Origin of the sequence: Sphingomonas pollutisoli (assembly GCF_029167165.1) — a bacterium.
Classification (GTDB): domain Bacteria; phylum Pseudomonadota; class Alphaproteobacteria; order Sphingomonadales; family Sphingomonadaceae; genus Sphingomonas; species Sphingomonas pollutisoli.
This window is the reverse complement of the sequence record NZ_JARFNJ010000002.1, coordinates 151,236-176,645: the sequence shown is the minus strand read 5'-3', so window position 1 is coordinate 176,645 and position 25,410 is coordinate 151,236. Positions and strand designations below refer to the sequence as shown.

Below are 25,410 nucleotides of genomic sequence, written 5' to 3'. Positions count from 1 at the left end.
ATCACCCGCGTCGGGTCGCGTCGAGCGCGGCGACCCGCGCGGTCACCTCGGCGCGGGCGAGCAGCGCGTCGGTCGCATCGGGCATGCGGCGGCGCCAGTTCGGGTGCTCGTCGATCGTGCCGGGGAGGTTGGGCTGTTCGACCGCGCCGATCACGTCCTCAAGCGGCACGATCGCCAGCGCCGACGGGGTGGCGCCGATGAAGGCGAGCGCGGCGTCGACCGCCGGCGCCTCCGCCTCGACGGGCGGTTCGGGTCCGTCAGCCGCACCGGCGGCGGTGAACGCGTCCCACAGCCGCGTGCGGTCGGCAGCGCGCGCGATGCGGTCGGCAGCTTCGTCCGGGAAGGGGGAGCTGCGCCCCAAGCGCCAGGTCCAGTCGATGTCGCGCCCGCGCCACCAGCCCGCGACGGTGGCGAGATCGTGCGTGCCGGTCATCGCGGCGGCGTCGCGCGCGTAGCCGGCGGGAGGCAGGAAGCCGCCCGCCGCGTCGCGTTCGAACCACAGCACGCGCATGCCGAGCATCCCGGCTGCGTCCATCGCGGGACGGAACCCCTCGGGCACGGTGCCGAGATCCTCGCCGATCACGATCGCCTGCGCGCGCTGCGATTCGAGCGCGAGCAGGCGGAGCATGTCGGTCATCGGCATGGTCAGATACGCGCCCTCGGTCGGCGAGGCACCCTCGGGCACCACCCACAGCCGCCGCAGCCCGAGCGCATGGTCGATCCGGATGCCGCCGGCATGGCCGATCGCGGCGCGCAGCGTGGCGATGTACGGCGCGAACCCGGTGCGCCGCAGCGCATCCGGCGCGAAGGCGGTGATCCCCCAGCTTTGCCCGTCGGGACCGAGCGGATCAGGCGGCGCGCCGATCGACAGGCCGGTGAGCAGATCGCCGGGGCGGCTCCAAGCGTGGCTACCGCCCGCATCCATGCCGACCGCGAGATCGGCGATCAGCCCGATCGCCATCCCGGCACCGGTGGCGGCGCGTTGCGCGGCTTGCAGGCTGCGCGCGGCGAGCCATTGCAGGAACAGATAGAAGCCGATCTCGTCAGCGTGCTCGGCGGCGAAGCGATCCACCGCCGGGCTGGCGGGATCGTGATACGCGCTCGGCCAGTCCTGCCAGCCGCGCGCGCCGCTCAGCGCGAAGAAATGCGCGTGCAGCGCATCGAAACGCGCGTGGCGTTCGAGATCTTCGCCCCCGTTCAGCGCATACGCGGCGACCTCGGCGCGAACAGCGTCGGAGCGCCCGTCATAGGCGGCGCGCAAGGTGCGCAGCCGTTCGGGGATGGCATGATGCCAGTCGATCAGATCGCCGCCCGCCGGGCCGGTGGCGGCCGCGCCGGCCAGCGCGGGATCGGCATACAGCACGTTGAGGAACAGCCGGCTCGATGGCGCATAGGGGCTGAAGCGGCTGCTGTCGGCGGGGAACAGCGCGTGGACCGGGCTGATCGCGAGCGCATCCGCGCCACGCGCGGCGAAGGCGCGGGCGGCGCTGGCGAGCGTGCCGAAATCGCCGAACGCGCTGTCCGCACGGTCGCGCAGGGCGGCGATCTGCACCGACGGCCCCCAGATGCGCCGTGCGCCCACCGCATCCGCGACCGAGAAACAGCGCGCGGGTGCGACCGCGAGTTGAACCTCGCGGCTACCGACGTCGAGGCGGTGATAGCCGGGCGTCGCGATCGCAGGGATTTCCAGCCGGTCGCCGCTGAGGGTCAGCATGACGTGGCGGCGCTCGCCGTTTTCCAGGATCAACTCGGCTGGCCCCGGTGCGGCGCAGGTGCGGGGCAGGGTGATCGCTCGTCCGGCATCGGCGATGACTAAGCCGCAATCGTCCATATCGTCCGGGGCGGACTCGCCGAGGGCGGCGAGAATCGCGGTCAGCGAGGCATCGGAGACTCGCTGCGCATGGCCCTGTGCGTCTTCCCAATCGATCTGCAAGCCGGCGCGGCGCGCGCGGTCGTGGAGTGTGCTCATGTTCGATCCACTCCTTTGGTCGGTCGATCGTGTCAAAGCCCGATCTCGCAGTTGGTTGCATCGATTCACCAATGCCTGTTCGGCACGCGGTGGAAACGGTTGGAAGCGCTGCCATAATTCTGTAACTGTCTCGCCCCCGCACCCGATCGGAGCATGCTCATCCGTCAGATCGCCGCCCTGCCGTACCGTTCCGAAGGACATGCGATCGACGCGCCCGTCCGCATCCTGCTGGTCACGTCGCGCGAGACGCGGCGCTGGGTGATTCCCAAGGGCAACCAGCCGGCGGGGATGAGCGCGCATGTCGCCGCCGCGATGGAGGCCGAGGAGGAAGCGGGCGTGCGCGGGCTGATCTGCCCCGAACCGCTCGGTTCGTACCGCTATCGCAAGAGGCGCCGCAGCGGCGCGTCGCTGCTGATCGACGTCGATGTGTTTCCGCTCGCGGTGAGCAGCGAACTTTCCGCCTGGAAGGAACAGGGGCAACGCGAGCGGCGCTGGGTCAGCCTCGCCGAAGCGGCCGACATGGTCGATGAACCGGATTTGCGTGACCTGATCCGATCTTTCGGCCAAGCGGAATTCAAGGCGGCAGCGCAGCGCACCGGAATCCTCCATGCCGTCGCCGCGCGATCGAAGGTGAGTGGCATGTTTGCGTGGTTCCAAAGATTGCTTCCGAAGACGGGCAATTTCTTCGATCTGTTCGAAGCCCATGCCATGACCGTCGTCGCCGGCGCGAACGCGCTGTCGCGGCTGCTGCAGGACGGCGACCGCGACCACATCCGTGAGGTGATCGAACGCGAGCATGACGCCGACGAGATCATCCGCCAGGTGCTGACCACCGTTCGCGAAACCTTCCTCACGCCGTTCGATCGGGGGGCGATCACCAGCCTGATCGGCTCGCTCGACGATGCGATCGACGAGATGCAGGCGGCGGCGCAGGCGATCGACCTGTACGACATGACCGTGTTCGAGCCGGAAATGAAGGACATGGCCGCGATCATCGTCGATGCCGCGCGGCTCACGGCGGAGGCGATGCCGTTGCTGCGCGATGTCGCGCGCAACGGGGTGCGGCTCCACGAACTGACCGAGCGGCTGGTGCGGATGGAGAGCCACGGCGACGACATCCATACCGCCGGGCTGAAGCGCGCTTTCAAGGAACTCGGGCCGATCGACTCGCTGCGTTTTTCGGTCCAGCGCGAGGTCTATAAGCATCTCGAACGGATCATCGACGCGTTCGAGCATGTCGCGATCGAGATCGACGGCCTGGTCATCGACCACGCCTGATGTACGAGCTCGCGTTTCCGCTGCTCGTCGGACTGGTTCTGGTCGCGCTGGCGTTCGATTTCCTCAACGGGCTGCACGATGCCGCCAATGCGATCGCCACCGTGGTCGCGACGCGTTTGCTCAAGCCGGTGCATGCGGTGCTGTTCGCGGCGGCCTTCAACGGCGCCGCCTATTTCCTGACGATCACCTTCCCGGCCTTGCACAAGGTCGCCGACACGATCGGGCAGGGGCTGATCGAGAAGGATCTGATCACGCCGGGCGTGGTGTTCGGCGCGCTGGTCGGGGCGATGTTCTGGAACGTGGTGACGTGGATCAAGGGCATCCCCTCATCGAGCAGCCACGCGCTGGTCGGCGGCATGATCGGCGCCGGCGTCGCCCATGCCGGCGTCGGCGGGGTGCAGTGGATCGGCCTCAACAAGACGCTCATCGCGATCGTGCTGTCGCCGACGCTCGGCATGATCCTCGCGATGCTGGTGATGCTGGTCACGAGCTGGCTGTTCCGGCGCGCGAGCGCGACCGGCGCGGAGCGCAGCTTCCGCATCCTGCACCTGATCTCCTCGGGCGCCTATTCACTCTCGCACGGGCTCAACGACGCGCAGAAGACGATGGGGATCATCACCGTGCTGTTGTATTCGACCGGCTATCTGCACGGCCGCTTCGCGGTGCCGCATTGGGTGGCGGTGAGCTGCTATATCGCGATCGCGCTGGGGACGCTGAGCGGCGGCTGGAAGATCATCGAGACGATGGGGTCGCGGATCACCAAATTGTCGCAGCATCAGGGGTTCAGCGCGTCGCTGAGCGGTTCGATCATCCTGTTCAGCGCCTCGTGGCTCGGCATCCCGGTATCGACCACGCACACCATCACCGGCGCGGTGATCGGCGCGGGAACGGCGCGGCGCGCCTCGGCGGTGCGCTGGGGGATCGCGGGCAACGTCATGATCGCATGGGTCATCACCATTCCCGCCTCGGCGGCGGTCGGCGCGCTCTTCTACCTGCTGACGACGCTGTTCTAAGCGCGATCAGGCCGTGGCCCGCGCACGGATCAGCACGCCCATGTTCTTTGCGAAGACGGCGGTGCTGATTCCGGGCACAGGGCGCGGATCGGGGAAGGGCGAGGTGTCGGTATCGTCGCCGACATAGGTGTGCGAAAAGTCTCCCGGCACCGGCGTCGCATAGCCGTCGCGGGTATAGGCGTGGCTGGTGGTATGCAGCGGCGTGACCCAGCGATGCTCGGCATCGAGCGCGGCCAGGATCGCGGCGGCCTCGCCCGGTGCGCTCGGCGCAATTGTGTGGGTGGCGGTGGTCTTGAGATCGCCGATCGCGATATCGCGCAGCGTGAAATAGCGCGGCAGCGGCCGGCGGCCCCCCTTCAGCGCGGAGCCGGCGGTGACCTCGGCGACCGGGCGCGCGGACAGCACGGCAAGGCGCGCGCGCAGAGCGGCGACATCGGGCGAGCGGAACGAGCTGTAATGCGCGATCGTATTGTGCGGATCGCCGTCGTGATAATATTCGCCGTTGACGACATCCGAGCCGCGCCGGTGGATGTACATCGGCGTGTTGGCGCCGACCTTGATGAAGGTCGGATAGCGGCGCTGCGGGTCGATCGTGGCGGGCAGGCGGATCGAATCGAGCCAGTCGAGCGCCTCGGGCAGACGATCGAGGAACTTGCGCTCGCCGGTCAGTTCATAGAAATCCATCATCAACGCGACGTTCGTCGCGGTGGTGTGCGAGACGAGCGCCTCGGGTTCGTAGGTGCGCGCGCTCGCCGGCTTGAGATCGGCGACGCTGTGCTGGAGGCCCCAGCCGGGTTGCGGCTGCGGTTGCTGCGCGCGCACGAAGCAGTCCATCGCCCGTGCGATCGGATCGAGCACGCGCGCGTCACCGAGCGTCTGCCAGACCATCAGCAGGAAGACGATGTTCTCCGCCGCGACGTCGTCGTTGAAGGTGATGAACGACGTGTAATCGGGCAGGCCGTGATCGTGGAACTCGTCCCGCAGCGGAAAGCGCTGCGGCCAGCCGCCGACCGGATATTGGCTCGCCAGCACGAAGCCCAGCACCTTGTCGAGCGCGGCGCGATAGCGCGGCTCGCGCTTTTCCAGATACATGCGCAGCATGAACTTGGCGCAATCGGCGGTGCAACTGTCGTCGTAGGTCGCGTTGCCGTAATAATGCTGGAATTCCTCCAGCCGCCAGCCGTTCTTGCCGACCGTATCGTACCAGCGGCGGATCGATCGTTCGCCGGCGAGATCGAAATGATAGTTCCAGCCGCCGCTTTCGTGCTGGCCGCGGATCAGCACGTCGGCCGCCTTGGCCGCCGCCTGGTAGAAATAGGCGTCGCCGGTGGCGTGATAGGCATCGAGGAAGACTTGGCCCATCAGCGGCGTGCCGGGGTTCTGAATCCACACGCTCGTCGGATATGCCTGCATCTCGCCCCATTCGCGCGAGCGATCGAGCAGCACCTGCCAGACGTAACCGCCCTGATGGCTGACCTTTTCGACCATGTACCGGGCCGCGCCGAGCATCGCGGCGTCGATCGCGGCGGACGCCGGCGCCGCTTGCGCCGCGCGCGGCGCGATGGCTGCGGTGACGCCGAGCGCGGCGGTTCCCGCGAGCAGATCGCGGCGGGTGAGGGCGGCGTCTTGCATCCAAGTCTCTCCTGGTCGGGCCGGATGGACTCCGGCTTTGGTTACCGGTGTCAATCATAGGGTTTCGGCGCCGCACCGCAACTATGAGAATGACGCGATGGATCACGCCGCGCGCTGTGATACGGGAGAAACGACCTGGTTTGACCGTGGAGAACGCAAGTGGCCGACACCGACGAGAGCGCGAACAACCAACCCGCGGGCTATGTTCCTCCCGAGGTCTGGACCTGGGACCAGACCAATGGCGGGCAGTTCGCCAACATCAATCGCCCGATTTCCGGCGCGACGCATGAACGCGAGTTGCCGGTGGGTGAGCATCCGCTCCAGCTCTATTCGCTGGGCACGCCCAATGGCCAGAAGGTCACGATCCTGCTCGAAGAGTTGCTCGCGGCGGGCCATGCCGACGCCGAATATGACGCCTGGCTGATCGAGATCGGCAAGGGCGACCAGTTCGGCAGCGGGTTCGTCACGATCAATCCCAATTCCAAGATCCCGGCGCTGGCGGATCACACGCTCGATCCGCCGCTGCGGCTGTTCGAGAGCGGCTCGATTCTCGTCTATCTCGCCGAGAAATTCGGCGCGTTCCTGCCGACCGAGCCGCGCGCGCGGGCCGAGACGTTCAACTGGCTGATGTGGCAGATGGGATCGGCGCCGTTCGTCGGCGGCGGCTTCGGCCACTTCTACGCCTATGCGCCGTTCAAGATCCAATATGCGATCGACCGCTATGCGATGGAAACCAAGCGCCAGTTGCATGTGCTCGACACGCATCTCGCCGATCGCACCTATCTCGCCGGCGACACCTACACGATCGCCGACATCGCGGTGTGGCCGTGGTACGGCGGCATCCTGACCGGCGCCTATGGCGCGCAGACGTTCCTTTCCGTGGCGGACTATCCCAATCTCGCGCGCTGGACCGATCTGATCGGCGCACGCCCGCCGGTGAAACGCGGGCGGATCGTGAACCGCATCATGGGCGAGGCGCAGTTGCGCGAGCGCCATGACGCGCACGATTTCGACGTTTTCGATCTTTGATCTGAATGGGTTTCCTTTCCCGATGATGTGGCGCATCTTCCTGATCCGCCATCAATTGTTAATGTTCCCCCGATACGGTGAAAACAGAATAGAATGAGGCGCTTAGCCGGCCGGGGTTAGAGGATGGAGCGACTGGAGGCGCACGATGACTGGAAGCGGGAGGGGCTCGGCGAGGGGCTCCTCGAACGTTCGGAATCCCGCGTGAACCAGCCGGGCGACGCCGACCACGACCGCGCGCTCTGGCTGGAGCAGGCCTCGCGCGAATTGGAGCAGCGGTATCGGTACACGATCGCGCTCAGCCCGCTCGTCGTCTGGACCGCCTGGCCGAACGGCGACATCCTCGACATCGACGAGGCCGGGCTGGCGCGGACCGGGCTGAGCATGGGCGAAGTGCGCGGTCAGGGCTTCTTCGCGGCGGTGCATCCCGATGACCGGCAGAGCGTCGCGATGATGTGGCGCCGCAACGCATCGCTGGGTCACCCGATCGACAACGAGGTGCGCATGCGGATGCGCGACGGCAGCTATCGCTGGCATCGCTCGCGCGCGGCGCCGCTGAAAGACGCATCGGGCAAGATCCTGCGCTGGTACGGCACGATCGAGGACATCCACGACCGCAAGCTGGCCGCCGACGCGGTCCGCTGGGCGGCCGATCACGATAGCCTGACCGGCATCTGGGCGCGCGCCGCGTTCCTCACCGGTCTGGAACGCGCGGTCGAGCGCGCCGCCGAGGCCGGTTCGGTGGTGGCGCTGATGCTGTTCGATCTCGACAATTTCAAACAGGTCAACGATCGGTTCGGCCACGACACGGGTGACGCGTTGCTCAAGGATGTCGCCGTGCGCCTGAGCGGCGCGGCGGAGGAACCGGCGATGGTGGGCCGGCTTGGCGGCGACGAATTCGCCCTGTACCTCGCGCGGCCCGATTCGGCGCGGCTCGCCGCCGCCATCGACCGCGCGGTCGCCGCGCTCGACACGCCGTTCCGCTATGGGGCGATTACCTATCATTGCCGCAGCAGCATCGGCGTCGCCTTCTACCCCGCCGATGGCGCCGATGGCGACACGCTGCGCAAGAACGCCGATCTCGCGCTATACGACGCCAAGGCCGAGGGCGGAGGGACGCTGTGCTATTTTCGCGGGGAACTGCGCCTGCAAATGCAGCAGCGGCTCTCCATGCTGTCGATCGCCCGCGATGCGCTCGATCGCGATCTGATCCTGCCGTACTACCAGCCGAAGATCGAACTGGGTACCGGGCGGATCGCGGGGTTCGAAGCCCTGTTGCGCTGGAGCCATCCCGGACGCGGCGTGCAACTGCCCGCGACGATCGCGGTTGCGTTCGACGACCCGGAACTGGCGATCGCGCTGGGCGAGCGGATGCAGGAGAAGGTGTTCGCCGACATTCGCGGCTGGCGCGAGCGCGGTTTGGACACCGGTCGCATCGCGATCAACGCGTCGGCGATGGAATTTCGCGGTGCCGATTTCGCCGCCAAGCTGATCGCGCGGCTCGCCGCCTTCGACGTGCCGGCGACCTGCATCGAGCTCGAGATCACCGAGGGCGTGTTTTTCGACAATAGCGACGCGCATGTGCGGCGTACCATTTCGACGCTGCACGACGCGGGTATCACCATCGCGCTCGACGATTTCGGAACCGGTTATGCGTCGCTGGCGCATCTCCGGCAGTTCCCGGTCGATGTCCTCAAGATCGACCGGTCGTTCGTGCAGGCGCCAACCGCCTGCGACTGGACGATCGTTCGGGCGATCATCGGGCTCGGCAAGGGCCTCGGCATCAAGACGGTGGCCGAGGGGGTCGAGACGAACGAGCGGCGCGACGCGCTTCTGAACGACGGCTGCGATTTCGCGCAGGGCTATCTGTTCAGCCCGCCGGTGGCGAGCACGGGTGTGGTGGGCCTGCTCGAAGCCGAACGCGCGCGATAGCCGTTCAACGCGCGCGAAAAAGCGGGGCCGATCGGCCCCGCTTTCGTGTCGATATTGGGTGGATCGACGGTGGTGCTCCGGCCCGCCGGGTGCGGCGGGCCGGGCTTCGCATCAGAACTGATAGCCGATGCCGGTGCTGGCGCCCGCGCGGCTGCGCGAGTCCCAGGTGCCGCCCATCTTCACCACGGTATGCCCATCGCCGAACGCCTTGGAGAAGCCGACCGCGACCGCGGTCTCGCTTTGATAAACGCCCATCGACACCGCGATCATGCCCTTGCCGGCCTCATAGGCTTGCGGCAGCCCCGCCGCCGCCAGTGCGCCGGCCGTGCCCGCCGCCGCATCGCGCCGGGTGTTGCGCAGATCGAAGTTGAGCGACGAGATCCGCCCGTCGGTATATTGGTTGGCGGCGTTGATCGCGGTGTTGATGCCGTTGTTCAACTGCGCGACGTTGACCGCGTCGGTCGGGCTGGTGCCGGCGGCGACATTGTGGATCGCCGTCGCCGCGCCGCCCGCGTTGAGCGTCACGCTCGTGCGGGTCTCGTCATATTGCACCGAGTTCTGGCCGAGCGTCAGCGCGGTGTTGGCGGTGGTCGTCACCGCGGCGACGTTCTGGTTGGTGGCATAGAGCTGGCTGCCGTTGACCGCGTCGTTCGAGGTGGCGGCGACCGCGCCCGCCGCCACGTTCGACACCGTCACCGGCGCGGCGGCGTTGCCGCCCACCAGCGCGACCGTGTTGGTGCGGTTGCCCTGCGCATCGGTGGTATAGGTGACGGCATTGGCGACCGTGGTGGTGAGGCCGTAGATCTGGCCGCCGTTGACCGCATCGGTCGATCCCGCCGCGATCGCGCCGTCGCCGACATTGTGCAGCGCCACCGCGCCGGGCGCCGCGCCGACCAAGGTGAGATCGTTGGTGCGCACGCCGCCGTTCGGCGTGGTCGGCGTGTCGGGGTTCGAATATTGCACCGGCCCGATCGCGCCGTTGGCGACCTGATCGCCGAGGTTGGTGACGCTGTTCGAGATGGTGTTCACCACGCCCGTGAGATTGTTGATCGCGGTGGTGTTGTTGGCGACATTGACGTTGGTCGCGTTCAATTGCGCGCCGTTGACCGCGTCGGTCGAGGTGGCGCTGATTTCACCCGCCGCGACGTTGGTGAGGGTGGTGCCGTTCGCGCCGCCGAACGTGACGCGGTCGCGCGCGGCAGTGTCATATTGCACGGCATTGGCGCCGACCGCGGTGATCTGGTCTTGCAGGGCGGCGACCTGGCCGCCGTTGACCGCGTCGGTCGATCCGGCAGCGATGCTGCCGGCGGCGACGTTGTGGAGCCCGACCGGGCCGGCGGCGGCGCCGGTCAGCGTCACTTCGTTGGTCGGCACGCCGCCGTTGGGGACGGTCGGGGTGCCCGCGTTCGAATAGCGCACCGGGCCGACGCCGCCATTGTTCACGTTGGTGGTGAGATTGGTGATGAGCGTCGTGTTGTTCGCGACGTTCTGATTGGTCGCGTAGAGCTGGCTGCCGTTGACCGCCTCGGTCGAGGTGTCGGTGAGCAGGCCCGGGCGGAGGTTCGCGATGGTCGTGCCGCCGGCGCCGCCCAGCGTGATGCGGTCGCGTGTGGCGGTATCATATCGCACCGCATCGGCGTCGAGCGCGGCGAGCTGATCCTGCAACGTGGAGACCTGCCCGCCGTTGACCGCGTCGGTCGATCCGGCGGCGATCGTGCCGTCGGCGACGTTGTGCAGACCGACCGGGCCGGCGGCCGCGCCGGCGAGCGTCACGTCATTGGTGGGCACCCCGCCGTTGGGGACGGTCGGCGTGCCGGCGTTCGAATAGCGCACCGGGCCGACCGCGCCGTTGTTGATGTTGTTGGTGAGGTTCGTGACGAGCGTCGTGTTGTTCGCGACATTCTGGTTGGTGGCGTAAAGCTGACTGCCGTTGACCGCGTCGGTCGAGGTGTCGGTGAGCGCGCCGGGCGCGAGGTTGGCGATCGTGGTGCCGCCCGCGCCGGCGAGCGTGACGCGGTCGCGCGTCGTCGTGTCATACTGCACGGCAGTGCCGGCGAGCGCATCGACGGCGGCGGCGACACCCGCGACCTGCCCGGTGTTGGCGGCGTCGGTGGGCGCGGTGCCGGCGGCGACGTTGGTCAACTGACGCGGCGCGCCGGGGGCGCCGATCGAGACTTCGCCGGCCGAATTCTGCAAACCGGGCAGGCCGACCGCGGTATAGCCGGCCAGAGCCCCGCGCGTCGCCGTGCTGCCCGCGCCGAGCGCGACGCTGTTCGCGGCGGTGACGGTGGCCCCCGAGCCGAGCGCGACCGAGCCGCCCGCGCCCGCGAGCACCGCGGCGTTCGGGCCGATCGCGATCGCGCGGTCGGCGGTGGCGTCGGTCGTCGCGAGATTGCCGAACGCGACCGAATTGAGTTCGCCCGCCGATGCCTCGAGGCCGTTCGCGCCGAGGCCGGTGATGCGATTGCCGCCGATCGAGATGCCCCGTGGGTTGGCGAGCGTGAACGAATCCGCCTGCGTGTCGCAGCGATCGTCCGGGCCGACCACGGTGCCGTTGAGGTTGACCGCCTGTAGGGAAATCGGCTGTCCGGCGGCGGCGTCGGCGAGCAATCCGGCGGCGTCGATGCCGAGCGGCGGCACGAGCGGAATGACCGCGCCGACCACGCCGAGGATCGGGTTGACGGTGTTCTGCACGGGCGTGACGATGCCGTTCACCACCGGGGTCAGAATGCCCGTCACCACCGAGCGGGGCAGGCTGACGCCCGAGCACGCGCTGACGAGATTGGGCGGCGGCGCGGCCTGCGCCTGAGCTTGCGAGGTCGCCGCGAACCCCGCTCCAGCGAGCGCGACGATCGATATGCCGGCGCGTAGCGCGCGTCTGGATGCGAAAGTTGCCGGGCAAGACTTCGACCCGGTCTCGTCGGCCCGATAGGGGTCCGACATCTGATTTGGGGTATGAGGATCGATCACGTCAAACACCTCCCTGAATGGTTCCCCCCACTCTGGTTGGCAATTTGTCTCAGCCGTCGTTCCCGTTGATGCGAATCAAGGGATAGACTTGAGAGGTTTGGAGAATTGGCATGGTTTTATTGGCGTAAGAACAGGAATATAGCCGATTAGACCAAAGTCTAATGCCATGTGCGCGACGCGGCGCCGCACATCTCGAGATCAGCGGCCCATCTTTTCAAGCATCGGCCACAGGCGTGGTGTTGCCGGCCCGGTTCGTGACCATCGACCGGCTGCGAACGGTGGCGACACGACTATGGAAAGGGGCGGCGGCACTTGGCCGCATGCACCGTTTGTTAACCGAATATGCTTTCGTTGCGCGGCGGCGCGAGCGTCATGCGCCGGGGCAGGGATCCCGCGCCAGCGCGGCGGCGGCCGCCTTCGCCATGATGGCATAGCCGGCGTCGCGGGGATGCAGATTGTCGGTGGAGTCGGCGGCTGGCGCCATGTGCGCGGGGTGCGCGGGATCGCGCATCGCCGCGTCGAAGTCGATCACCGCGTCGAACGCGCCCGGGCTTCGAATCCAGGCGTTGACCGCTTGGCGCTTCGCCTCGCCCTCGGCGGTGAAATAGACCGCGCCCTTGAACGGAAGCAGCGTGCCGCCGATCACGCGGATATGGTGCGCCCGCGCCCGCGCGACGATCTCGCGATAGGCCTGGATGATGGCCTCGGCGCCGACCGCCTGATCGCGATGTTCGGCTTGCGCGCTCGCGCCGATATCGTTGATGCCTTCGAGCAGCACCAGCGTGCGGACGCCCGGCACCGCGAGTACATCGCGGTCGAAGCGGGCCACCGCGTTGGGGCCGCGCCCGTCGTGCAGCAGGCGGTTGCCGCTGACCCCGGCGTTGACCACCGACCAGCACCGCCCCCGCCGGTCGGTGGCGAGCAGCCGGGCAAGCTGGTCGGGCCAGCTCTGGTAGGCGCCCGGTGTCGAGGCGGCGCCTTCGGTGATCGAATCGCCGAATGCCAGTAGGACGCGCGCGTCGCGGCGCGCCGCCACGTCGATGCGCGACACGATCGCGGGAACGCGCTTGCGAACGCTGCCGCTCAGCGTGGCGCGGGCGGTCTGATCGCCCGGCGCGACATCCGCCATCTGCGCGTGCGCGGGCGGTGTGCTGGTCTCGGGGAAGTAGATCGAGACCGCGTAATCGGTGCCGGGCGTGACCGGCGCGGCGAGCGCATCGGCGAGCACGGGCGCGCCGGCGGGAATGACCGTACCCGGCGCGCCGTTGAAGGTCAGCGGGCGGATCGAGGCGGGGATCGCCGTGCCCGAGGCGTCGAGCCGCGCGAAGGTCGCCGCGCCGATGCGCAGCGGGGTGGCGCCGAGTTCGTTGGTGAGGCGGATCCGCAAACGGTCGCTCGCCGCCCCCACGCGCACGACCTGCCGCACCGTCTGATCGCGCAGCGGCCCGCCGAGCGCGTCGCGGATCGCCGGTTCATAGCCGATCGGCGCGTTGCCATAGGCGCCGATCCACGCCGGCGGCGCGGCGGCCGCCGCCACGGCCAACCCGGCGGCGCCGAGCGCCAGCAGCGACTTGATACGGTTCATGCGTCCAGACCTTGTTCTGCGGATTGCGTCATAGCGTGGCGGGATCGATCGCTGCCGCCATCGCGGCATAGCCTGCGTCGCTCGGGTGAAGATGGTCGCCCGAATCCTTGGCGGGATCGAGCCGCGAGGGGTCTGCGGGGTCGGCCATCGCCCGGTCGAAATCGACGACCGCGTCGAACGCGCCGGCGCCGCGAACCCATTGGTTGACCGCCTGGCGAACCGCCTCGCCGGCGGGGGTGTGATAGATCGAGCCGCGAAACGGCGGCAGCGTGGCGCCGATGACTCGCAGGCCGGCAGCGTGTGCGCGGGCGATGATCTGGCGATACGCCGCGATCACGTCCTCGGCGCGTACGGGTCCGTCGCTGGCGGGTTTGGCATTGCCCCAGCCGATGTCGTTGATGCCTTCGAGCAGCAGCACGTCGGTAACGCCGGCAACGGCGAGCACATCGCGGTCGAAGCGCGCGAGCGCATTTGGGCCGGCGCCGTCGCGCAGCAGCCGGTTGCCGTGGATGCCGGCGTTGACGACGCTCCAGTCGCGATGGCGCGGCAGCGCCGCCAGCCGGGCGGCGAGCATCTCGGGCCAGCCGGTGAAGCTCTGCGGCGCGGCGCGGGCACCTTCTGTGACCGAATCGCCCAGCGCGACGAGAACGCGGCCCGTTCCCCGCCGATCGACCTCAATGCAGGCGGCGAGCGCGGGTCCGCGCCCGGTGCGGCGATGGCCGTCGGGATAGCGCACCGTGACCGTCAACAGATGTGCGGCGGGTCTGGCGTCCGGCCCATAGCTGACGGTCACCGCGATCCGCTGGAAGCGGCGGACCGGAGCGCGAACCGGATTGCTCGCCAGCGACGCGCCGGCGGGCAGGGCCGCGCCGGCGTGGCCACCGAAGGAGAGCGGAAGGCTGCGGCCGTCGATCTCCACCGTCGCAGCTTCGAACGCGAGCGGCGCGGTGCCGAGCGCGTTGGTCATCCGCACGCGCAGGCGCGCGCCGGCGGCATCGACGGTCATCTCCTGCCGCACGGTGGCGCCGCCGTAATCACGCACGTCCCGATCGGTGAGGACGGGCGTGGCGGGAAAGGCGGCGGCGGTCCAGCCCGCCACCCACGCCGCCGCGGCGGGCGCGGGGGCGAGCAGTACGACCGCGGAGCAGAGCGCGAGGGGCCACCGCCACATGCCCCTTACGCCCCGCACCTGATCAGAACTTCACGCGGACGCCGGCCATGAACTGGCGATCGTCGATCGTATATTGTCCGGGCCGGGTCGCGACCTGGTAATATTGCTGGATCTGGGTGCGCAGCAGGTTCTGCCCGTCGATCGTCAGCGTGACGTGCTTGCCGATATCGTAGCTGAGCGACGCGTCGAGCCAGCCATAGCCCTTGGTCATCACCGGGAAGACATAGGAGGTCGTCGTGCCGCCCGGCGGGGTATAGGCGCCGGCGAGGATCGAGGACAGGAAGCTCGACCGGTAATTGTACGCGACGCGGGCGGAAATGCCGTATTTCTCGTAGATGCCGGCGATGTTGTAGCTGTACTTCGAAAGCTGCGGCAGCGGCGCGGTGAACCCGACCAGCGAGGTCGGCGCGGCGCTTTCGGTATAGGTGCCATTGGCCTGAATGCCGAGGCCGGAAAGCGCGCCCGGTAGGAAATCGAAGAACTGCTGATAGCCGACCTCGGCGCCCTTGACGGTGCCCGTGCCCGAATTGAGCGGCTGCGACAGCGTGTAGCCATCGACCCCGCCGATCGTCACGCCCGGCGTGGAGCGGGTGAAGATGAAGCCTTTGACCCGCTTGTAGAAGCCCGCGACATAGAGCGAGGTCGATTTGTTGACGTACCATTCGAGCGACACGTCGGCGTTCTTCGAGGTGATCGGCTGAAGGTTCGGGTTGCCCTGGCTCGCGGCGAGCTGGCCCGGAACGACGGTGAGCGCGGGCGACAACTGGCTGAAATCGGGACGGGTGAGCGTTTCCGAAGCGGCGAGGCGGAGCTGGAGGTTGTGCGTCAGGTGAACGCGCGCGTTCACGCTCGGCAGCCAGTTTCCGTAGCTGTTCTTGATCGAGACGGGATCGATGATCGTCGGCGTCACGGGAACGAACACGCCGTTCACCAGTGCGGTCCGGCGCTGGTTGCCAGTGATGAGATCCTCGGTTTGAACATAGCGCACGCCGATATTGCCGTCGATCGGCAGTCCAGCGACGAAATCGAACTTCGCCATCACATAGCCGGCGGTGGTCTTTTCATCGGCGTTGAACGCCGCGAGCAGGCTGTTGACCGATGTCGTCGACGGGGCCAGCGCGCCGGTCAGCCCGAGTTGCGACAACACGCCCGAGAAATCGGAGCGCAGCCGCGAGACGTTGGCGTAGGGGAAGTTGCGCTGGAAATCGACCTTCGCACCGTTCGCCGTGTAGAAATCACCATAGCTGTTCGCCTGGAACAGGCCCGAATAGGAGGCGGGATCGGTGGAGGCCGTCTGCCCGGTGTAGCGAAGCGGATTCTGCTGTGCGATCGAACGATCCGAGAAGCGGAAGCCGCCCTGGATCGATTTCAGAAAACTGCTGTCTTCGAACGCATATTCGAGGTCCACGCGCGCCGCGACCTCGTCGCCGACATAATGGTTCTCGTTCCGCGTCAGCCCGCCGACCCTGTAATTGGCGAGATTGGCGAGGTTGTACGAGCCGGTCGACGAGGAGGGCGGGTTGGTGCCGAGATTTTGCGTGAAGCCCGGCGCGGTCGTGATGAGATCGAGCTCGGTGTAATACAGGTCGTTCCGCGATTTGGTGTAGGTCAGGTCGCCGTTGACCGTGACGCCCTTCACGTTCCACTTCGCGGCGAGGCTGATCGACTTGTTCTCGTCGAGTGTGTCGCGCGCGGTGCCGCCGGCGGTGAGGCGCTGGTTCGCGTAGCTGACCTGCGATACGTCCTGCGTGCCGGAGAAGAGCGTGGTGCTGCCGGCGACCGGGGTGGAACCCGCCGTCGCCACCAACATGTTATATTGCTGCTGCGTCGTCTTGAAGCGCTGGTACTGACCTTCGAGCGTGAACTCGAGATCGGGCGAGGGGCGCCATTGCAGCGCGACGTTGCCGCCGATGCGCTGGCGCTCGCCGATCACCAGCACCTGATTGTTGCCGTTCGGCGCGAACACGCTCTGGCCGGGGACCAGGTCGCTGCGCGGCGTCGGCGCGCCGGTGCTGTCGATGTCCTGCCGATATTTGCGGTCCTGATACGAGAAGCTGCCAAGCAGGCCGACCTCGCCGATGCCGGTGTCCCACTTGTCCGAGGCGAACACCGATCCGCTCGGCGTCGCCTTCTTGACCGAATCCGAGTACATGCCGCGCAGCGACGCGCCGAGGGTGAAGCCCGGGAGATCGAGCGGGCGGCGCGTGCGCAGATCGACGAGGCCGCCGAGGCCGCCTTCGATCAGGTCGGCGGTGGATGCCTTGTAGACGTCGATGCGGGCGACCAGCTCGGCGGGGAAATCCTGGAGGTTGAAGGTCCGGCCACCGCCCGCGGTGAAGGTCTCGCGGCCGTTGAGCGTCGTTTCGACCTGCGGCAGACCGCGGATCGCGATCGACCCGCCCTCGCCGAGATCGCGCGACACCTGCACGCCGGTGATGCGCTGAAGTGCTTCGGTCGCGTTGTTGTCGGGGAGCTTGCCGATATCTTCGGCGACGATCGAGTCGACGATCGTGCCGGCGTTGCGCTTCACGTTCGCGGCGGACTGGAGGCTGGCGCGCACGCCGGTGACGACGATGTCCTGCTCCGCGCGCTCTACGGCCGCGTCGTCGGAGGCGGCGGCGGGCTGTTGCGCGAAGGCGGGAACGGCAACCAGCGACGCGAGCGCGGTGCTCGCCAGAAAGGTGAACGAACGCATCAAATTTCCCTCCAAATTATTTTATCGTTGTTGAAATGAACTCGAACGCACTGGCACCGTGCGGCGGGAACCGCAGGCGAAACTTCATGGAAACCGGAAAAAGGGCCGGCGGTCGATCGGATCGCGCGGGGCGGCGCGGGTACATTGGTCCGATGGTTATGCTGCACCAAAGCGCATGCAGCACGCGACGCAACCGAATCGCTCTCCTTGTTTCTTGTTGTCCATATACGAATAACTTGTCCCTATATAAATATCAATGCGGTATTTTTGCGTTTGGCGGAGGGGCGGCGGCGGCGCAGCGAACAGCGCGATCGGCTTGATCTCGATCAGTAAGGTATTTGATTTCGCTCGGGAAACGACGGGAACGGACCTGCGCGCCATGCGATCTCCCCCTGCAACACGGAGGACGCCATGGCAGAAACCGACTTTCAGACCGACGACGCGCCGCTCGCCACTTCCAAACGATCCGGCGCGGTCGACGAGGCGACAAACGCGCTGCTCGAACCCAATGGCGACAGCCTGGTCGCGCGCGCGGTGACGATCAACCGCCCCGTCGCCGAACTCTACGCCTATTGGCGCGATTTCCGGAACCTCGCGAGCTTCATGGACAATGTCGTCGCGGTCGCGCCGATCGACGACCGGCGTTCGCACTGGACGGTCAAGGCACCCGGCGGCCGCACCGTCGAATGGACCGCCATCATCACCGAGGAACGCGAAAACGAACTGATCGCCTGGGCTTCGGAGGACGGGGCGGACGTGCCCAACAGCGGCCGCATCGACTTTCGCGATGCCGGTGCGCGCGGCACTGTCGTCACCGCGACGGTGCTGTACGACCCGCCCGGCGGCACGATCGGCAAGCTGGTCGCCAAGATGTTCCAGCGCGAACCTGCCATCCAGGCACGGCGCGACCTGCGCCGTTTCAAGCAGCTCATGGAAACCGGCGAGATCGCCACGTCGGCGCGAACCCGCGAGCAATTCGAAGAGGAGAAGGCCTGATGCGCGCACTCGCCTGGCACGGCCGTCACGACGTTCGCGTCGATACGGTCGATGATCCCGAAATCCTCAACCCGCGCGACGCGATCATCAAGGTCACCTCGACCGCGATCTGCGGCTCGGACCTGCATCTGTACGACGGCTATATCCCGACGATGCAGGCCGGCGACATCCTCGGGCACGAGTTCATGGGCGAGGTGGTGGAGATCGGCGCCAAATCGACGCTCAAGAAGGGGCAGCGCGTCGTCGTGCCGTTCACGATATCGTGCGGAAGCTGTTATCATTGCGGCAAGCACCAATATTCGGCGTGCGACAACGGCCTGCCCGCCGACAACCAGGACATCGCGCAGGAACTTTACGGCCAGCCGATGAGCGGCCTGTTCGGCTACAGCCACATGACCGGCGGCTATGCTGGTGGCCAGGCGGAATATGTCCGCGTGCCGTTCAGCGACGTCGGCCCGATCGTCATTCCCGACGGCGTCGCGGACGACAAGGTGCTGTTCCTCTCGGACATTCTGCCGACCGGCTGGATGGCGGCGGAGAATGCCGAGATCGAACCGGGCGATACCGTCGCGGTCTGGGGATGCGGGCCGGTGGGGCTGTTCGCGGTGCAATCGGCCTTCCTGATGGGGGCCGAGCGCGTGATCGCGATCGACCATTTCCCGCGCCGGCTCGAACTCGCGAAGCGATTTGGTGCCGAGACGATCAACTTCGGCGAGACCGAGACCTACGAGGCGCTGATGCAGATGACCGGCGGGATCGGCCCCGACGCGGTGATCGACAGCGTCGGGCTGGAAGCGCACGGTTTCTTCGCCGACAATGTCGTCGATCAGATCAAGGCGTCGCTGATGCTCGGCACCGACCGTCCGCACGCGATCCGGCAGGCGATCCTCGCGTGCCGCAAGGGCGGCCGCGTCTCCATGCCCGGCGTCTATGGCGGGTTCGTCGACAAATTCCCGCTCGGCGCCGTGATGGAGAAGGGGCTTACGCTCAAGACCGGGCAGACCCACGTCCAGCATTATCTGCCCGGGCTGCTCAACGCGATCATGGAAGACAAGATCGATACCGAATTCCTGATCTCGCACCGGATGGCGCTCGAGGATGCGCCCAAGGGCTACAAGATGTTCCACGACGATCAGGACGTGGTGACGAAGGTCGTGCTCAAGCCCGATTTCGCCGCCGCGTGACCTTGCTCCCCTCCCTGGAAGGGAGGGGCTGGGGGAGGGTGGGCTAATGGTGGTCACCGCGCTTCCTCGTAAACCGACCCACCCCCGACCCCTCCCTGACCAGGGAGGGGAGAAGAAGGATGAGATCATGGCTGACACATTCGCGATCATCACCGGCGCCTCGACCGGCATCGGTTTCGAACTGGCCACACTCGCGGCGAAGGACGGGTATGACATTCTCGTCGTCGCCGACGAACCGCTGATCGAAGCGGCGGCGACCGACTTCGAGCAGTTCGGCACCCAGGTGCAATGGGTCGAGGCCGATCTCTCGACGATCGAGGGCGTCGATCAGTTGCTGGCGGCGACCGGCGGCCGGCAGGTCGATCTGCTGTGCGCCAACGCCGGGCGCGGGCTGGGCCACGCGTTTCTCGATCAGGATCTCGCCGATTGGCGGCGGGTGGTCGACACCAACATCGTCGGCACCGCCTATCTGCTCCAGAAGGTGCTCAAGCCGATGGTCGCGCGCGACGCCGGCAAGGTGCTCGTCACCGGCTCGATCGCGGGGTTCATCCCCGGCGCGTTCCAGGCGGTGTACAACGGCACCAAGGCGTTCGTCGACAGCTTCACCGATGCGCTGCGCAACGAGATCAAGGAGTCGAAGGGCGTCACGCTGACCACGTTGATGCCGGGGCCGGTCGAGACCGAATTCTTCGAGCGCGGCGGCATGATGGATACGTCGGTCGGTACGAGCGACAGCAAGAGCGATCCGGCCGACGTGGCGAAGGATGGCTGGGACGCGCTGATGGCGGGCAAGGCCAGCATCGTATCGGGCTGGAAGAACAAGCTACAGGTCGCCGCCGCGCATGTAACGCCCGCGTCGGTGCTCGCCGAGCAGCACCGCAAGATGGCCGAACCGGGCACCGCGCCGGACGCTTGAGGCAAATGAGAGGCCGCGACCTGATGGTCGCGGCCTCTTCGGTTCGTCAGAACACTTCGCCGACCATCTCCTCGCTCTTCGCCCACAGCGCCCTGGCGTTGTCGGGGTCGAGCGCATAGGAGCGCACGCCCTCGCTCGCGACGCTGAGCGGGCCGTCGGTGACGTTGGTGGCGACGTGGCAATCCTCGCAATAGCGCCCGCCGATCTCGTCGGCCTCGCCGACGACGGCGGCCCATACCGATGTCGCCGCGCCCTGCGGGATCGTCTTCAGTTCGAAGGGGGGCTTGCCCTCGGCGGCGAGATCGGCGTTGATCTGTGCGATCATCGCCTCGATCGCGCCGTCTTCGAGGTGGCGGCTAAGTTCGGTCTGGATGCCGCCGGGATGCACCGCCGCGGCGCGTACGCCACGCGCGCGGTGGCGCCGGTCGAACTCGACCGCGAACAGGATGTTGGCAGTCTTGGAACGGCCATAGGCGACCCACGGATCATAATCGCCGCGCGTGAAATTGGGATCGTCGAGATCGACATTGGCGAAGCGATGACCGGCCGATGCCAGGCTCACCACCCGCCCGCCCGGCCGCAGCAGCGACGCGATGCGGTTGATGAAGACGAAATGGCCGAGGTGATTGGTGCCGAACTGGGTTTCGAAGCCATCGGTGGTGTGGCCGAACGGCGCCGCCATCACGCCGGCATTGGCGATCACCACATCGAACGGTTCGCCCTTCGCGACCAGCGCGTCGGCGGCGGCGCGCACGCTGGCCAGGTTGGCGAGATCGAGTTCGATCAACTCCAGACCGCCGCCGTTCGCGGCGGCCGCACGCACCACCTCGGTTGCGGCCCCGGCCTTGGCGAGATCGCGCGCGGCACCCACCACCTGCGCGCCATGCGCGGCGAGCGCGCGCGCGGTCTCGACACCGAGCCCGGCCGAAACACCGGTGACGAGGATGCGCCTGCCCGACAGATCGACGCCGGCGAGCACTTCGTCGGTGGTGGAGGTCGCGCCAAATTGCTGAACCATGTGCTGTTCCTTTAGAAGAAGGCTGACGACGCGATCGGCATTCCCGTGTTAGGGTGCCACAATAACGTCGCCGCTTATATGCGGAGGCATCCTCCGCTTTCAAGGGGCTGGCGTAACAGAGTGGCGGATTCGGCGAAAACTCCCGTTCGAAAACCGCGTGCCGATGCCGAGCGCAACCGGCTCAAGCTGCTCGCCACCGCCAAGAGCGTGTTCGCCAGCAAGGGAATGGACGCGGGTCTGGAAGAGATCGCGCGCGCGGCGGGGGTGGGGATCGGCACACTCTACCGCCATTTCCCGACGCGTGAGGCGCTGATCGTACAGGTCTATCGCAACGAGGCGAACCAGCTTGCCGCCGCCGCCGAGCGGCTCGCCGCCGAACGGCCGCCGATCGAGGCGCTGCGCGCGTGGATGCTGCTGTTCGTCGAGTATTTCGCGACCAAGCAGATCATCGCCGGCGCGCTCGCGACGATGGTTTGCGACAGCGCGGAAATCTATGCGGCGTCGGGCGCGCAGATGAGTGACGCGATGACGTTGCTCACCGCGCGCGCGGTCGCGAGCGGCGAGATCACCCTGACCGTACCGCCGCTCGATCTGCTTCGCGCGGTGATCGGCGTCGCCAATGTCAGCGCCGAGCCGGGCTGGGAGGCGAGCGCGCGCGCGATGGTGGATATCCTGATCGCGGGGCTGCGCGTGCCGAGCCAGGGACGCGACTAACCCCGGCCGGGCAATCCCTCGAACAGCGGCAGCGCCTCGGTGTCGGCGCCGTCGAAATTGGAGACGGTCACGCCGACCAGCCGGATACCTTTGGGCGTCGGCAACACCGAGCGGATCAGCGCCAGGCTGGCATCGTGCAGGTCGGCGCGGCTGCGGATCGGGCGGGCGGCGCTGCGGCTGCGGGTGATCTGCTGGAAATCCTGATATTTGACCTTCACCGTCACGGTGCGGCCGAACGCCTGCGCGCCTTCGCACCAGCGCCAGACGTCCTCGGCCATTTCCAGCACGCCCGCTTCGATCTCGGCCGGCTCGGTGAGATCGTCGCGGAAGGTCGTTTCCGAGCCGGAGGATTTGCGGATGCGGTTGGGATTGACCGGGCGATCGTCGATGCCGCGCGCGATGGCGAAATACCAGTCCGCCGAACTGCCGAAATGCTCGGCGAGGAACGCGCGCGATTTGGCGCGGAGATCGGCGCCGGTCTCGATGCCGAGCGACGCCATTTTCCGCGCGGTGACGGGGCCGACGCCGTGGAAGCGCGACACCGGCAGCGTCTCGACCCAGGCCGCGCCCATTTCGGGCGTCACCGCGAACTGGCCGTTGGGTTTGCGATGATCCGAGGCGAGCTTGGCGAGGAACTTGTTGTACGAAATCCCCGCCGAGGCGGTGAGGCCGGTCTCCTCGAGGATGCGCGCGCGGATCGCCTTGGCCGTGGCCCAGGCGGTCGGCAGGTCGCGGAGGTTCGCGGTGACGTCGAGATAGGCCTCGTCGAGCGACAGCGGCTGGATGATCGGCGTGAATTCGGCGAAGATCGCGTGGATCTGACGCGAGACCGATTTGTACACGTCGAAGCGCGGCCGCACGAACACCAAGTCCCGGCACCGGCGCAGCGCCGTTACCGACGGCAAAGCGGACTTCACCCCGAACGCGCGCGCCTCATAGCTCGCCGCCGCAACCACGCCGCGCGCCGACGCCGATCCGACCGCGACGGGCTTGCCCCGCAGCGTCGGATCGTCGCGCTGCTCGACCGACGCGTAGAAGGCGTCCATGTCGATATGGATGATCTTGCGCACGTCCATGCGCCGAGGATAGCGCATATCGAACGGAAGGGGAACGCGAACCGCGAATAGGTCGCGTCCGAAGCTGCGTGGCCGGCTAAGCCGCCCGCCCGGCGATCTTCGTCAGCGCCGCCACCAGCGCGTCGAGTTCCGCCGGCGATGTATAGATTTGCGGCGTCACGCGCACGCCCTTCACCTCGCCGCGGTCGATCGCGACGGTGTAGATATTGTGGTCCTTCAGCAGCGTCTCCGCCAGCATCGCCGGGGCGAGCCCGTTCAGCCCGACGTTGGCGATCGCACAGGTCCGCGCCGGATCGCGCGGCGTGTTGAGGTACACGCCACGGATCGCACGCGCGCGGCTGGTCCAGCTCTGCTGGAGGAAGCGCAGCCGCGCCATCTTGCGTTCAGCGCCGATCGCCTCGTGGAAGGCGATCGCACGCGGTAGCGTCAGGTCGCTGTGGACCGGGTGGGTGCCACGGTGGTTGAGCTTGCGGATATCGTCGTCGGCCATGCTGGCATCGCCGAACATCGGCCACAGCCCGGCGATGCGATCGCGCCGCACCCACAGCACGCCGAGGCCGAGCGGCGCCGACAGCCATTTGTGTAGCGACGCGCCGAAATAGTCGCAGCGCAGATCGGCGATCTTGAAATCGAGATGTGCGAAGCTGTGCGCGCCATCGACCATCACCGGCACGCCGAGGCCATGCGCCATGTCGCAGATCGCCGCGACCGGCAGCACCTGACCCGTACCGCCGACGATGTGCGACACCATCAGCAATTTGGTCCTGGGGGTGATCGCCTTGCGGTACGTTTCGACGATCTCGGCGTCGCTCGCCGGATCGAGCGGCAATCGCACGATGCGGTTCACGATGCCGTGGCGCCGCGCCTGGAGCGCGAACATATCCATCATCGAGCCATAGTCCTGCGTCGCCATCACCGCTTCGTCGCCGGCTTGCCAGGGGATGCCGTTGATGACGGTATCGAGCGATTCGGTGGTGTTGCGCGTGACCACCAGTTCCTCGACCGGCACGGCCGCCAGCGCGGCGACGGCGGTGCGTATCTTCACCACGTCGGTGTCGAGGCGGGTACGCATGTAATGCGATGCCTCGCCGTTGACCGCCCGCGCGTTGGCGACGAAGGCGTCGAATACGTCGCTGGGCTGGAAACAGTAGAAGCCGTTTTCGAGATTGATGAAGCGGTTGTCGGTCGGGAAATGGCTGCGGATCTCGGCCCAGAACGCTTCGTCCCGCGCGAGGTCTTCCGGCGCGCGCGCGGCCAGACCCGGCGTATCGAGCAAGGCGGCGAGCGACGCGGCGCCGGCGGCCTTCAGGAAATCCCGTTTGTTCATTACGACGCCCCCCGACTATGGTTTTCCCCAAGCCCTCCGCCTCTCCCCGCTGACGATGCTTCGCCCGTCTCGGCGACAGTCTTGCCTGAACCGCGCCGGTCGGCAAGACGGCTTGATCGGATCGCGCGTCCCTCAGCCAGCGTTCAGGTGTGAACGTGGAACCGGTCCTGGTCCGATATGCTGACGAAAAGGGAGACGTGCGTGCGGTTTCTGGGTCTTGCCTGTGGTGCGGCGTTGTTGATCGGGGCGGCGCCGGTCGAGCCGCCGGTGGTGCGCGTGCGGCTCGATACCTCGGCCGGGCCGATCACGCTGGCCATCGATTACCGCCACGCGCCGAAGACGGCGGTCAATTTCCTGCAATATGTCGATGACGGACGGCTCGACGGGACGAGTTTCTACCGCGCCTCGCGCAAGGCCGGGCACCCGGACCTCGGCTTCGTACAGGGCGGGATCGGCACCGACGCGCGGCGCAAGCTCGACATGCTGCCGCTCGAACCGACCAACCAGACCGGGCTGCGCCATGTCAGCGGCGCGATCTCGATGGCGCGCTACGCCAACCCCGCGTCCGGTTCGGCCAATTTCTCGCTGCTGGTTGGCCCGAGCCCCAATCTCGACGCCAAGCCGGGCTCGCCCGGCTATGCGGTGTTCGGCCATGTCCTGAGCGGGATGGACGTGGTGAAACGCATGCTGGCGATGCCGACCGCGCCGGGTGGCGACGAGGAGATGAAGGGGCAGATGCTGGTCCACCCGATCAAGATCGTCCATGCGGTGCGGCTGGACGGAACGCCGAAGCCGACCGGCCGCCCCAAGGTGTGGCTGATGTTCAAGGGGCTGTGAGACCGCACCAACCCGTTCGTGCTGAGCTTGTCGAAGCACGTGCCTCTAACGCTGAACTGCGGGACACGTCC

The 25,410-nt window shown here is 67.4% G+C and carries 19 protein-coding genes and 1 pseudogene; 10 read left to right on the top strand and 10 right to left on the bottom strand.

Annotated elements, in window-relative coordinates:
• Position 1: 1 nt before the first annotated feature.
• The gene (malQ, locus tag PX554_RS04220) at positions 2–1,969 is read right to left on the bottom strand and encodes a 4-alpha-glucanotransferase (protein ID WP_275499243.1); all 1,968 of its coding nucleotides are present in this window, start codon (positions 1,967–1,969) and stop codon (positions 2–4) included.
• 159 nt (positions 1,970–2,128) lie between these two features.
• Here malQ and PX554_RS04215 point away from each other — a divergent pair, with 159 nt between their 5' ends.
• Both PX554_RS04215 and PX554_RS04210 read left to right on the top strand, forming a co-directional pair.
• A complete protein-coding gene (locus PX554_RS04215) occupies positions 2,129–3,247 on the top strand; it encodes a DUF47 family protein (protein WP_275499978.1) in 1,119 nt (372 codons plus the stop codon).
• Positions 3,247–4,260, top strand: coding sequence for an inorganic phosphate transporter (locus PX554_RS04210; RefSeq protein ID WP_093220752.1), 1,014 nt, complete (start codon positions 3,247–3,249; stop codon positions 4,258–4,260). The genes PX554_RS04215 and PX554_RS04210 overlap by 1 nt, the downstream gene beginning before the upstream one ends.
• Before the next feature lie 6 nt (positions 4,261–4,266).
• On the opposite strand, the gene PX554_RS04205 is transcribed toward PX554_RS04210, so the two are convergent.
• Positions 4,267–5,892: a pectate lyase gene (locus PX554_RS04205; RefSeq protein ID WP_275499241.1), complete on the bottom strand. Its 1,626-nt coding sequence runs from the start codon at positions 5,890–5,892 to the stop codon at positions 4,267–4,269.
• A 159-nt stretch (positions 5,893–6,051) separates the two neighbouring features.
• Between PX554_RS04205 and yghU the strand changes: the two genes are divergently transcribed.
• Entirely contained in the window at positions 6,052–6,921 is an 870-nt protein-coding gene (gene yghU, locus PX554_RS04200; RefSeq protein WP_275499239.1) for a glutathione-dependent disulfide-bond oxidoreductase, read from the top strand.
• Positions 6,922–7,044: 123 nt separating this feature from the next.
• Positions 7,045–8,850 carry a putative bifunctional diguanylate cyclase/phosphodiesterase gene (locus PX554_RS04195; protein WP_275499237.1) on the top strand — a complete coding sequence of 602 codons (1,806 nt, stop codon included), beginning with the start codon at positions 7,045–7,047 and terminating at the stop codon, positions 8,848–8,850.
• A 111-nt stretch (positions 8,851–8,961) separates the two neighbouring features.
• Here PX554_RS04195 and PX554_RS04190 read toward each other — a convergent pair whose 3' ends face one another.
• The 5 genes from PX554_RS04190 to PX554_RS04170 all read right to left on the bottom strand — a co-directional run bounded on the left by PX554_RS04190 (position 8,962) and on the right by PX554_RS04170 (position 17,652).
• Entirely contained in the window at positions 8,962–11,820 is a 2,859-nt protein-coding gene (locus PX554_RS04190; protein ID WP_275499236.1) for a YadA family autotransporter adhesin, read from the bottom strand.
• A gap of 370 nt (positions 11,821–12,190) precedes the next feature.
• Entirely contained in the window at positions 12,191–13,405 is a 1,215-nt protein-coding gene (locus PX554_RS04185) for an SGNH/GDSL hydrolase family protein (RefSeq protein WP_093220739.1), read from the bottom strand.
• Between the two features lie 28 nt (positions 13,406–13,433).
• Positions 13,434–14,576 (bottom strand): SGNH/GDSL hydrolase family protein, encoded by a 1,143-nt coding sequence (locus PX554_RS04180; protein ID WP_093220737.1) that lies wholly within the window; start codon positions 14,574–14,576, stop codon positions 13,434–13,436.
• Between the two features lie 22 nt (positions 14,577–14,598).
• Positions 14,599–17,271: a TonB-dependent receptor gene (locus tag PX554_RS04175; RefSeq protein ID WP_275499233.1), complete on the bottom strand. Its 2,673-nt coding sequence runs from the start codon at positions 17,269–17,271 to the stop codon at positions 14,599–14,601.
• 156 nt (positions 17,272–17,427) lie between these two features.
• Positions 17,428–17,652, bottom strand: coding sequence for a hypothetical protein (locus PX554_RS04170; protein ID WP_275499231.1), 225 nt, complete (start codon positions 17,650–17,652; stop codon positions 17,428–17,430).
• Between the two features lie 30 nt (positions 17,653–17,682).
• Here PX554_RS04170 and PX554_RS04165 point away from each other — a divergent pair, with 30 nt between their 5' ends.
• The 3 genes from PX554_RS04165 (at position 17,683) to PX554_RS04155 (ending at position 20,367) form a co-directional block, all read left to right on the top strand.
• The gene (locus tag PX554_RS04165; protein WP_275499229.1) at positions 17,683–18,267 is read left to right on the top strand and encodes an SRPBCC family protein; all 585 of its coding nucleotides are present in this window, start codon (positions 17,683–17,685) and stop codon (positions 18,265–18,267) included.
• Positions 18,267–19,451 carry a zinc-dependent alcohol dehydrogenase gene (locus tag PX554_RS04160; protein WP_093220729.1) on the top strand — a complete coding sequence of 395 codons (1,185 nt, stop codon included), beginning with the start codon at positions 18,267–18,269 and terminating at the stop codon, positions 19,449–19,451. Before PX554_RS04165 ends, PX554_RS04160 begins: the two co-directional genes overlap by 1 nt.
• A 127-nt stretch (positions 19,452–19,578) precedes the next feature.
• Positions 19,579–20,367: an SDR family NAD(P)-dependent oxidoreductase gene (locus tag PX554_RS04155; RefSeq protein WP_275499226.1), complete on the top strand. Its 789-nt coding sequence runs from the start codon at positions 19,579–19,581 to the stop codon at positions 20,365–20,367.
• Positions 20,368–20,413: 46 nt separating this feature from the next.
• On the opposite strand, the gene PX554_RS04150 is transcribed toward PX554_RS04155, so the two are convergent.
• Positions 20,414–21,346 carry an SDR family NAD(P)-dependent oxidoreductase gene (locus PX554_RS04150; protein WP_420833421.1) on the bottom strand — a complete coding sequence of 311 codons (933 nt, stop codon included), beginning with the start codon at positions 21,344–21,346 and terminating at the stop codon, positions 20,414–20,416.
• A gap of 11 nt (positions 21,347–21,357) precedes the next feature.
• Here PX554_RS04150 and PX554_RS26650 point away from each other — a divergent pair.
• A pseudogene (locus PX554_RS26650) lies at positions 21,358–21,411 on the top strand (hypothetical protein); the annotation flags it as partial.
• A 94-nt stretch (positions 21,412–21,505) separates the two neighbouring features.
• On the top strand, positions 21,506–22,099 hold the full coding sequence (locus PX554_RS04145; protein WP_275499222.1) for a TetR/AcrR family transcriptional regulator: 594 nt from the start codon (positions 21,506–21,508) through the stop codon (positions 22,097–22,099).
• On the opposite strand, the gene dinB is transcribed toward PX554_RS04145, so the two are convergent.
• Complete coding sequence (dinB, locus tag PX554_RS04140) at positions 22,096–23,175, bottom strand: DNA polymerase IV (protein ID WP_275499976.1); 1,080 nt, start codon at positions 23,173–23,175, stop codon at positions 22,096–22,098. The genes PX554_RS04145 and dinB overlap by 4 nt on opposite strands.
• Before the next feature lie 76 nt (positions 23,176–23,251).
• Positions 23,252–24,502 carry an aminotransferase class V-fold PLP-dependent enzyme gene (locus PX554_RS04135; RefSeq protein ID WP_093220717.1) on the bottom strand — a complete coding sequence of 417 codons (1,251 nt, stop codon included), beginning with the start codon at positions 24,500–24,502 and terminating at the stop codon, positions 23,252–23,254.
• A gap of 201 nt (positions 24,503–24,703) precedes the next feature.
• Here PX554_RS04135 and PX554_RS04130 point away from each other — a divergent pair, with 201 nt between their 5' ends.
• A complete protein-coding gene (locus PX554_RS04130) occupies positions 24,704–25,339 on the top strand; it encodes a peptidylprolyl isomerase (protein ID WP_420833417.1) in 636 nt (211 codons plus the stop codon).
• The last annotated feature ends 71 nt before the right edge of the window (positions 25,340–25,410 follow it).